Origin of the sequence: Shewanella sp. BC20 (assembly GCF_003129585.1) — a bacterium.
In the GTDB taxonomy this organism is placed as follows: domain Bacteria; phylum Pseudomonadota; class Gammaproteobacteria; order Enterobacterales; family Shewanellaceae; genus Shewanella; species Shewanella seohaensis.
Map to the genome: position 1 here is coordinate 1 of NZ_NHRI01000035.1, position 9,611 is coordinate 9,611.

7 protein-coding genes are annotated in these 9,611 nt (G+C 47.6%); 3 read left to right on the top strand and 4 right to left on the bottom strand.

The window, feature by feature from the left end:
* The coding region (locus CBX96_RS21285) for a transposase (protein WP_181382167.1) at positions 1-168 on the top strand (168 nt) is incomplete at its 5' end.
* 85 nt (positions 169-253) lie between these two features.
* Here CBX96_RS21285 and CBX96_RS21290 read toward each other — a convergent pair.
* The 4 genes from CBX96_RS21290 to CBX96_RS21305 all read right to left on the bottom strand — a co-directional run bounded on the left by CBX96_RS21290 (position 254) and on the right by CBX96_RS21305 (position 3,778).
* Positions 254-916: a response regulator transcription factor gene (locus CBX96_RS21290; protein WP_109287987.1), complete on the bottom strand. Its 663-nt coding sequence runs from the start codon at positions 914-916 to the stop codon at positions 254-256.
* Positions 917-1,137: 221 nt separating this feature from the next.
* On the bottom strand, positions 1,138-1,569 hold the full coding sequence (locus tag CBX96_RS21295) for an acyl-CoA thioesterase (protein WP_011622369.1): 432 nt from the start codon (positions 1,567-1,569) through the stop codon (positions 1,138-1,140).
* Positions 1,570-1,719: 150 nt separating this feature from the next.
* Positions 1,720-2,784, bottom strand: coding sequence for a 3-deoxy-7-phosphoheptulonate synthase (locus CBX96_RS21300; RefSeq protein ID WP_109287988.1), 1,065 nt, complete (start codon positions 2,782-2,784; stop codon positions 1,720-1,722).
* Between the two features lie 181 nt (positions 2,785-2,965).
* Positions 2,966-3,778 carry a pyruvate, water dikinase regulatory protein gene (locus CBX96_RS21305; RefSeq protein ID WP_011622371.1) on the bottom strand — a complete coding sequence of 271 codons (813 nt, stop codon included), beginning with the start codon at positions 3,776-3,778 and terminating at the stop codon, positions 2,966-2,968.
* Positions 3,779-3,902: 124 nt separating this feature from the next.
* Here CBX96_RS21305 and ppsA point away from each other — a divergent pair, with 124 nt between their 5' ends.
* Both ppsA and CBX96_RS21315 read left to right on the top strand, forming a co-directional pair.
* Entirely contained in the window at positions 3,903-6,272 is a 2,370-nt protein-coding gene (ppsA, locus tag CBX96_RS21310) for a phosphoenolpyruvate synthase (protein ID WP_109287989.1), read from the top strand.
* A gap of 99 nt (positions 6,273-6,371) precedes the next feature.
* Positions 6,372-9,413, top strand: a complete 3,042-nt coding sequence (locus CBX96_RS21315) for an FAD-binding and (Fe-S)-binding domain-containing protein (RefSeq protein ID WP_109287990.1) — start codon at positions 6,372-6,374, stop codon at positions 9,411-9,413.
* Positions 9,414-9,611 lie beyond the last annotated feature (198 nt).

A 9,611-nucleotide genomic window follows, 5' to 3' on the forward strand; every position in this document is an offset into this window, starting at 1 on the left:
TTCAGTAAATTTCCTTACCTACGTAAGAATAAACTTTGGGGAAATCATTTTTGGCAGAGAGGATACTTCGTCGATTCGATTGGAATTAACGAGGAAATAATCCGTAGATACGTTAGGCATCAAGAGAGAGTAGAGAGGCAAGAGCAGGGTCAACTTGCTCTTGAATAAAGGCCACCTTTTAGGGGGTTAAAACAAAGCCACCTTCTTCAGAAGGTGGATTCTTTACTTGAAATTGACAGCAGTCATGGCCGAATTAGGTCAAATCCACTTTATCCATTTCAAGCTGGCCTAAGGCAATAACGGCTTGAGTACGATTACGGACTCCCAGCTTTCTAAAAATCGCGGTAGCGTGGGCTTTGATGGTGGCTTCAGACACACCTAAGTCATAGGCGATTTGCTTATTAAGTAAGCCCTCGGCGAACATCTGCAACACTTTGTATTGCTGCGGCGTCAAGTCGGAGAGTTTGTTGGCCATCTTATCCGTATCATCATCTTCAATCGAGATGATTTCAGCACCAGCGGGCAACCAGATATCCCCAAATAATACGGCGGTGAGCGCTTCTTTTAAGGTTTCCATCGACGCTGACTTCGGGATGAATCCACTGCCGCCATAATGGATAGCACGGCTAATGGTATTGATATCCTCATGGGCTGAAATCACCACCACAGGCAGTTCAGGATAATGGGAGCGCAGGTGAATAAGCGTCGAATAGCCGTGGGAGCCAGGCATTTGCAGATCCAGCAAAACCAAATCGTAACTCACACTTTGCGAATCTAAAACTGACTGCAAGGCATCGGCACTGTCGGCCTCATACCATTGGGTGTGTTCAAAGGCGCTACTGAGGGCTTGGCGTAGTGCATTTCGAAACAATGGATGGTCATCGGCAATAATAATATTTAAGTTTTCTAGCTTCATGGCTTTGTTGGTTATGTTCGTGGCACGTGAAGATTAAACCCAATGTAACAGAAAAGTAATCGAGGATCCTATTGCTTTATGCAGTAAGATTGACAAAATTTTTATATGTTTCTGGTTGTTATACTTTTGTCTATCAAAGGTGGGCGGATTATTCAAACAAAAACACGCCCTCAAACGGGCGTGTTTAAGGGCGAGAGTACGTTATTTTGACTGACTAAATCTTATTCAGCTGTCCACACCTGAGTCGGATGGCGTTGTTCGTCAACGGCAACAAAGGTGAATACACCGCGGATCGCATGTTCGCGGTGATCTTGATACATGTCTTCGACGAAAATATTCACTTCCACCTTTAACGAGGTATTACCCACATGGATCACACGCGCGATGAGTTCGGCTAAGGTGCCTGCTGGGATCGGTTTTTTAAAGTCGATTCTGTCGGAGCTGACGGTAACTAAGGTTTTACGGCAAAAGCGAGTCGCCGCAATAAAGGCGGTTTCATCCATCCAAGCTAACGCTTCGCCACCGAACAAGGTGTTGTGGTGATTGGTGATAGACGGAAATACAGCCTTGATCACCCGCGCTTCGGATTGATTGATCCGCTGTTCGATGGCGTCAGAAAAGGCAGGGCGGCTAGAGTCGAGCGAGTTTGGCATACGGCAACCTGAGGTTATGCATTTTTAAAGAGGCGCAATTATAGTGAGTTTTCAATTTGAATGGTAGAAAACGCCTATATCGTTAGGTGTTAAGGTAAAACGAAAAGAAAAAAGGCTTCCAGTGGAAGCCTTTTGCCGTGGGTAATCGACTTATTTACCGAGAAACTCACGTCTATCGCGAGAGGCCTTAGCCAGATCGCGCAGTAATTTCTCCGAGTCATCCCAATGCAGGCAAGCATCTGTGATGCTTTGGCCGTAACACAGAGGTTGACCCTCAACCACTTTTTGATTGCCTTCCTGTAAGAAACTTTCGGCCATCACCCCGGCAATTGCCGTGCTGCCCGCGCGCATTTGCGCCATGATATTGTCGGCAACAACTAGCTGCTTCAGGTGGTTCTTTTCGCTGTTGCCGTGGCTAAAATCGACCACCACGCGCGGCGTCACATTGACAGACTCAAGTTTTAATCTTGCTTTTTCAATGTCTTGTTCAAAGTAATTGGGCTTTTTACCGCCACGTAAAATGATATGTCCGTAAGGGTTACCATGGGTGCGATACACTGACATGGCGCCGTCTTTATCCGGTGAATAGAAGATATGCGGCACTTTTGCTGCGCGCACCGCATCGACGGCGATATTAATATTGCCATCGGTACCGTTTTTAAAGCCAACGGGGCAGGAGAGCGCCGAAGCCATTTCGCGGTGAACTTGGCTTTCGGTGGTGCGAGCACCGATAGCGCCCCAGGTGATTAAGTCGGCAATATATTGACCATTCACCATGTCTAAAAATTCGGTGGCAATCGGTAACTTCAGTTCAGTAATTTGCTGCAATAACTCGCGGGCAATACGTAAACCTTTATTTGGCTCGAAGCTGCCGTCCAAATCAGGATCGGAGATTAACCCCTTCCAACCGACGATAGTGCGGGGCTTTTCAAAATACACACGCATTAAAATGCAGAGATCGTCCTTTAACTCTTGGTGCAATACCGCTAAACGGCGCGCATAGTCGAGGGCGGCTTGAGTATCATGGATAGAGCAGGGGCCAATGATCACTAATAGGCGTTGATCTTCGCCCATAATAATGGCTTCGACTTCACGACGTTGTTGTACGAGATAATCGGCTGCATCTTGGGTTAACGGGTACTCAGATGCCAGTTGTGCAGGTGAGATGACTTTAGCTAATAAGGAAGTGCGTAATTCGTCTGTTTTAATGGTCATTCAAAATACCGAGCTTGCGTGCGGCGCTTTTCGCCAGATTGCCTCGGATTATAACGAATCGAACAGCATTGCACAGTGCCAATTGTGTTAATTGTCGGCAACTGTGCAATGAATTTGATTTAAGTTAGACCTATTTAGCCTAAATCGAGGGACTCGATTGTCTCGTTCGAAATCATCAAGATTAGAACATATGACGTTCTAAGCCTGTCACGTCTAAAATCTTAGTGGCGATTTCTTCGACCGAGTGGTTGGTGGTGTCGATATAAGGAATACGTTCACGTTTGAACATCATCTCGACTTCTTTGACCTCTAAACGACACTGCTTTAAGGACGAGTAGCGGCTGTTTTCCATGCGGCTTTGGCGGATTTCATGTAAACGTACCGGATCGATGGTTAAGCCGAACAACTTCTTCTTATTGCGTTTTAACGCTTCGGGCAGTTTCAGGTTATCCATATCGTCTTCGGTGAACGGATAGTTGGCCGCTTTAATACCAAACTGCATCGATAAATAGAGGCTGGACGGGGTTTTTCCACAGCGAGACACGCCAAGCAGGATTAAATCGGCCTGATCCATATGTTTCATAGTTTGGCCATCATCATTGTCCATCGCAAAATTGATGGCATCGATACGAGCTTCATAGCCGTGATTGGCTTTTCCGTGGGTGCGATGTAACACCGGAGAGGCGCTAACGCCTAAATGTTGTTCAAGTGGTGCAACGAAGGTATTTAAAAAATCGTAATCGAGTCCTTCACTCGAATAAATAATGTCCCGAATTTCAGGTTTTACGATCGAATGGAACACTAACGGCCTTTCACCTGTTGTAATAAAACAATCATTAATCTGTCGTTTAACGTTCTCAGCTTTTGCCAATGTTTCAACAAATGGAATTGTAAGTGACTCAAATTCTAATGGAAATTGCGAGAGTACTGCATGCCCAAAAACCTCAGCTGTGATCGCCGTCCCGTCGGAGATGTAAAATACCTTTGGTGCCATACTGACCTCTTGTAGTAATAAAATTACAAATAAAATTATAGATTTACGCTTCTTCAGCGGGAGTGTAAAATGCCGCTGCCCTCGTGTGAAGGGGCCACTGAAATAAACTTGCGGAGATAGAACTGTGCAGCAATACGTACTCTGGTATCAGGAATTAGGCATGGGTGACGTCAACTTAGTTGGCGGTAAAAATGCTTCTCTTGGCGAGATGATCAGCAATCTAGCTAATGCCGGTGTTCAAGTACCTGGCGGATTTGCGACTACTTCTTATGCGTTCAATGAGTTCCTTGAACAAAGTGGAGTAAACCAGAAGATTTATGACATCCTAGCAACATTGGATGTAGATGATGTCAATGCACTGGCGCAAGTAGGTGCACAGATCAGACAATGGGTTATCGATACCCCGTTCCAACCAGCTCTAGAGCAAGCGATTCGTGAAGCTTACGACAAACTTGCCGCTGAAACGAGCGATGCATCATTCGCGGTGCGTTCTTCTGCTACCGCAGAAGATATGCCAGATGCTTCTTTTGCTGGTCAGCAAGAAACCTTCTTAAACGTGAAAGGATTTGACTCAGTACTCGTGGCGATTAAGCACGTGTTCGCGTCACTCTTTAACGACCGTGCAATTTCATACCGTGTTCACCAAGGTTATGAGCACCACGGTGTTGCCCTGTCTGCCGGCGTACAACGCATGGTTCGTTCAGACAAAGCGGCATCAGGTGTGATGTTCACCATGGACACTGAATCAGGCAACAACGATGTGGTGTTTATCACTTCATCTTTCGGTCTGGGTGAAATGGTTGTTCAAGGTGCGGTAAACCCTGACGAATTCTATGTTCACAAACCCATCCTCACTCAAGGCCATAAAGCCGTTGTTCGCCGTAATATCGGTAGCAAGCTCATCCAGATGGTGTATTCCGATGATGCTTCTCACGGCAAACAAGTGAAAATTGAAGACGTTGCTGCTGAAAAACGTCGTCAATTCTCTATCAACGACGCCGAAGTGATGGAATTGGCTAAACAAGCTATGGTTATCGAAAAACACTATGGTCGTCCAATGGACATCGAGTGGGCAAAAGACGGTAACGATGGCAAACTCTATATCGTTCAAGCACGTCCAGAAACGGTTCGTAGCCGTGAAGACGTACAATTAATTGAACGTTACCACTTAAAGAGCCGTGGCGCGGTGATCTCTGAAGGTCGTGCTATCGGTCATAAAGTCGGTTCAGGTGTGGCTAAGGTATTAACTTCAATTGCTGACATGGATCAAATCCAACCTGGCGATGTGTTAGTGACCGACATGACTGACCCAGATTGGGAACCTATCATGAAGCGCGCCAGCGCCATCGTGACTAACCGTGGCGGCCGTACCTGTCACGCGGCGATTATTGCCCGTGAATTAGGTGTACCAGCAGTAGTAGGTTGTGGCGACGTGACCGACCGTATCAAGAATGGTCAGTTAGTGACGGTTTCTTGCGCCGAAGGTGATACTGGTTACATCTACGAAGGTAAGCAAGAGTTCGAAGTGGTATCTAACCGCGTCGACGCTCTGCCTCCATTACCGATGAAAATCATGATGAACGTGGGTAACCCAGATCGTGCATTTGATTTTGCTCGTTTACCAAACGAAGGTGTGGGTCTAGCGCGTTTAGAATTCATCATCAACCGCATGATCGGTATTCACCCGAAAGCGCTGCTTGAATTCAACCAACAAGACGCTGCGTTGCAGGAAGAAATCAACGAGATGATCGCAGGTTACGACTCTCCAGTTGAGTTCTACATTGCCCGCTTAGTCGAAGGTATCGCCTCAATCGGTTCTGCTTTCTATCCGAAGAAAGTGATCGTGCGTATGTCAGACTTCAAGTCTAACGAATATGCGAACTTAGTCGGTGGTGACCGTTACGAGCCAGAGGAAGAAAACCCAATGTTGGGCTTCCGTGGTGCAAGCCGTTATATCTCTGAATCATTCCGCGATTGTTTCGCGCTTGAGTGTGAAGCGATCAAACGCGTTCGTAATGAAATGGGTCTGAAAAACGTCGAAGTGATGATCCCATTCGTCCGTACTGTTAAAGAAGCCGAACAAGTGATTGGACTGCTGAAAGAGCAGGGCTTAGAGCGTGGTAAAGATGGTTTGCGCGTCATCATGATGTGTGAAGTACCGTCAAACGCGCTGTTAGCGGACCAATTCCTTGAGCACTTCGATGGTTTCTCTATCGGCTCAAACGACTTAACTCAGCTATCACTCGGCCTTGACCGTGACTCAGGCATCATCAGCCACCTGTTCGATGAGCGTAACGAAGCCGTTAAGATCCTGCTGTCTATGGCCATTAAAGCGGCTAAGGCGAAGGGCGCTTACATCGGTATCTGTGGTCAAGGACCTTCAGATCACGCTGATTTCGCCGCCTGGTTAGTTGAACAAGGCATCGATACCGTATCGTTAAACCCTGATACAGTGATTGATACTTGGTTATATTTAGCCGAAGCGCACGGTTGATCTCGGTTGTAATTTTATAAAGGTGTTAAAAAAGCCGCTTTTTAGCGGCTTTTTTTTGTTTATAATGGGCCGCATAACAATAATTGACTGAAGCCGCTCATGTTACCTCTGTTATCACACCAACAAACCTTAGAACCTGTCTATCTAGCCTATCTTGATGCCTTAGCGCAAAGTGGCTACGCCGGTGATATCGATAAGCGCTATAGCGCGCGTCTCGTGCAGGCCACGGATAACTCCGTATACCAATTTTTGCCACAGGCGGTGCTTTATCCTAAGCATCAAAAAGATATTCAAATTGCCTTGTCGCTGGCGGCAAAAGCTGAATTTGCGGGTGTGACTTTTAGTGCCAGAGGCGGCGGTACGGGCACCAATGGCCAATCACTGACCCACGGCTTGATCCTCGATGTGTCTCGCTACATGAATCGCGTATTGGAAGTGAACCCCGAGCAGGGCTGGGTACGTGTCGAGGCGGGGGTCGTCAAAGATGCGCTAAACGATGCGCTGCGTCCCCACGGTTATTTCTTCAGTCCAGATCTCTCAACCTCAAACCGTGCCACCATCGGCGGCATGATTAATACCGATGCCTCGGGCGCGGGCTCCTTAGTTTACGGTAAAACTTCTGATCACGTGCTGGCGCTGCGCAGCGTATTGATTGATGGCAGCGTGTTCGACACTCGTCCCCTCGATGCGGGACTGTTATGTAACCCCGATAACGTGAGCGATAATCCACTGGGGCAAAAACTGATTTCGGCAATTGCCGAGGTGTGCCGCGAGAAGCGTGCGCTGATCGAACAACAATTCCCTAAGCTCAATCGTTTTTTAACCGGATATGACTTAAAGAATGTCTGGAACAACGGCTTAACCCAGTTCGACCTCTCGCGCATATTAACTGGCTCTGAAGGCACGCTGGCGGTGATCACCGAAGCGAAACTCAACATTACACCACTGCCGAGTGAACGGGCGATGGTGAACATTAAGTACGATTCCTTCCAGTCCGCACTGCGCCATGCGCCATCCTTAGTGGCGGCGCGGGCCACTGTGGTCGAAACCGTGGACTCAAAAGTGCTTAACCTTGCCCGTGAGGACATTGTTTGGCATTCGGTTTCAGACCTTATTCAAGAAGTGCCGGGCAAAGTGATCGATGGCCTCAATATGGTTGAGTTTGCAGGTGATGCCGGTGAGGTGAGCGAAAAGCTTGCAGCACTCGAAGCCGTGCTGACCGAGCAAATCAGCCGTGGTGAGTGTGGTGTGGTTGGTTATCAAGTCACTCAAGATAAGGCCAGCATTGAGAAAATCTACGGCATGCGTAAAAAAGCCGTGGGCCTGCTCGGTGCTACCAAGGGACGTCGTAAACCCATTGCGTTTGCCGAAGATACCGCGGTGCCGCCCGAAATGCTCGCCGATTATATTATGGAGTTCCGTGCGCTACTCGATAGTCACAATTTGCAATACGGCATGTTTGGCCATGTGGATGCGGGTGTGTTACACGTTAGGCCTGCGCTGGATATGTGCGATGTCGAAGATGAAAAGCTGCTGAGGGTGATTTCTGACCAAGTCGCGGCGCTGACTCTCAAATATGGCGGTCTGATGTGGGGCGAGCACGGTAAGGGCGTGCGAGGCGAATACGGTCCATCGGTGTTTGGTGACGAGCTTTACGGTGTACTGCAAGACATTAAAGGCCTGTTTGACCCTGATAATCGGCTCAACCCAGGCAAATTAGTGGCGCCCAAGCAAGCGGGTGGCCTGTGTTTTGATGTTGATAGTACCAAGCGTGGCAAGTTTGACCGGCAAATTCCGGTTGAAGTGCGCGATGCTTTTCCTGATGTAATGAATTGTAACGGTAACGGTCTGTGCTTTAACTACAGCAGTTTCTCTCCAATGTGTCCGTCATTTAAAGTGACGGGGGACAGAGTTCAGTCGCCCAAAGGTCGCGCCGGCTTAATGCGTGAGTGGCTGCGTTTGCTCGAATCCGAAGGCGTCGATGTTAATGCGCTGGCCAAAGCTAAACCCTTAGGTATTTTGCAGCGCATGCAAAATACCATCAATGCGAAGCGCGATTATGATTATTCCCACGAAGTGATGGAATCGCTGAAGGGATGTTTGGCCTGTAAAGCTTGCTCGAGCCAATGTCCAGTGAAAGTGGATGTACCTAAATTTAGGGCGCAATTCTTTAATATTTATTATCAACGTTATCTGCGTCCGGCTAAAGATTATCTGGTGGCGGGCATCGAGGACAGTTTGCCTATTATGGCGGCTGCGCCAAGGCTGACCAATTTTGCCTCGCAGAATCCGCTCAGCCAATGGGTGATCAAAAAAGCTATCGGCTATGTCGATGCGCCAGCGCTGTCGGTACCGACATTAAAACAACGGCTCGATGGTCATGCGAGCCGTGGTTATGATCTGGCGGCATTGCAGGCCATTCCCGCTGATGAGCGCGCAAAATTTGTGTTAGTGGTGCAAGATCCCTTTAACAGTTTCTATGACGCAGGCTTGGTGTATCGTTTTATCCAACTGATTGAGACATTAGGATTAAAGCCCGTTTTATTACCCTTTAAACCCAATGGTAAACCGACCCATATTAAGGGCTTCTTGGATAAATTTGCTAAAATGGCGCAGTCGAGTGCAGATTTCTTAAACCAAGTGCATAAGTTAGGCATGCCTATGGTGGGCATTGATCCCGCTTTAGTGCTCTGTTATCGCGATGAATATAAAGAAATCTTAGGGGCGAATCGCGGTGCGTTTGAGGTGAAACTGGCTAATGAATGGCTCCTTGGCATTCTGCAGGATATTCCAGCTAAAGCCATGCAAGATAAACAATTTACTTGGTTTAGCCATTGTACTGAGTCTACGGTTAAACCCAATACCGCTAATGAGTGGAGCAAAATTTTCACTCACTTTGGCGCTAAATTGACGGCGGTAAATTTGGGGTGTTGCGGCATGGCGGGTACCTACGGCCATGAGGCTGAGAATCTTGAGCGTTCTAAGACCTTGTTTGATATGTCGTGGAAAGACACATTAAGCAAGATAGACGCGTCGCAGGTGTTAGTCTCGGGCTATTCATGTCGCAGCCAAGTGAAACGTTTCGCCGGTTACAAGCCAAAACATCCATTAGAGGCTTTATTGGAGCTCGTTAAGGCGTAACGCAATTTTGCCTTAGGGATTGGATAATCCCTAAGGCAATGCCACACTAAACCAGTCGTCAGGCTGGTTTTTTTATTGTCATCCCAAAACCACCGCCTCTGGCGGTGGTGATTGTCCCTTAAGGCTATAGCCTGAATAACGCCCATGTTAAAAGAGACCTTCTTATTCACCACAAGTAAGAGGAAACGAGAAACATGG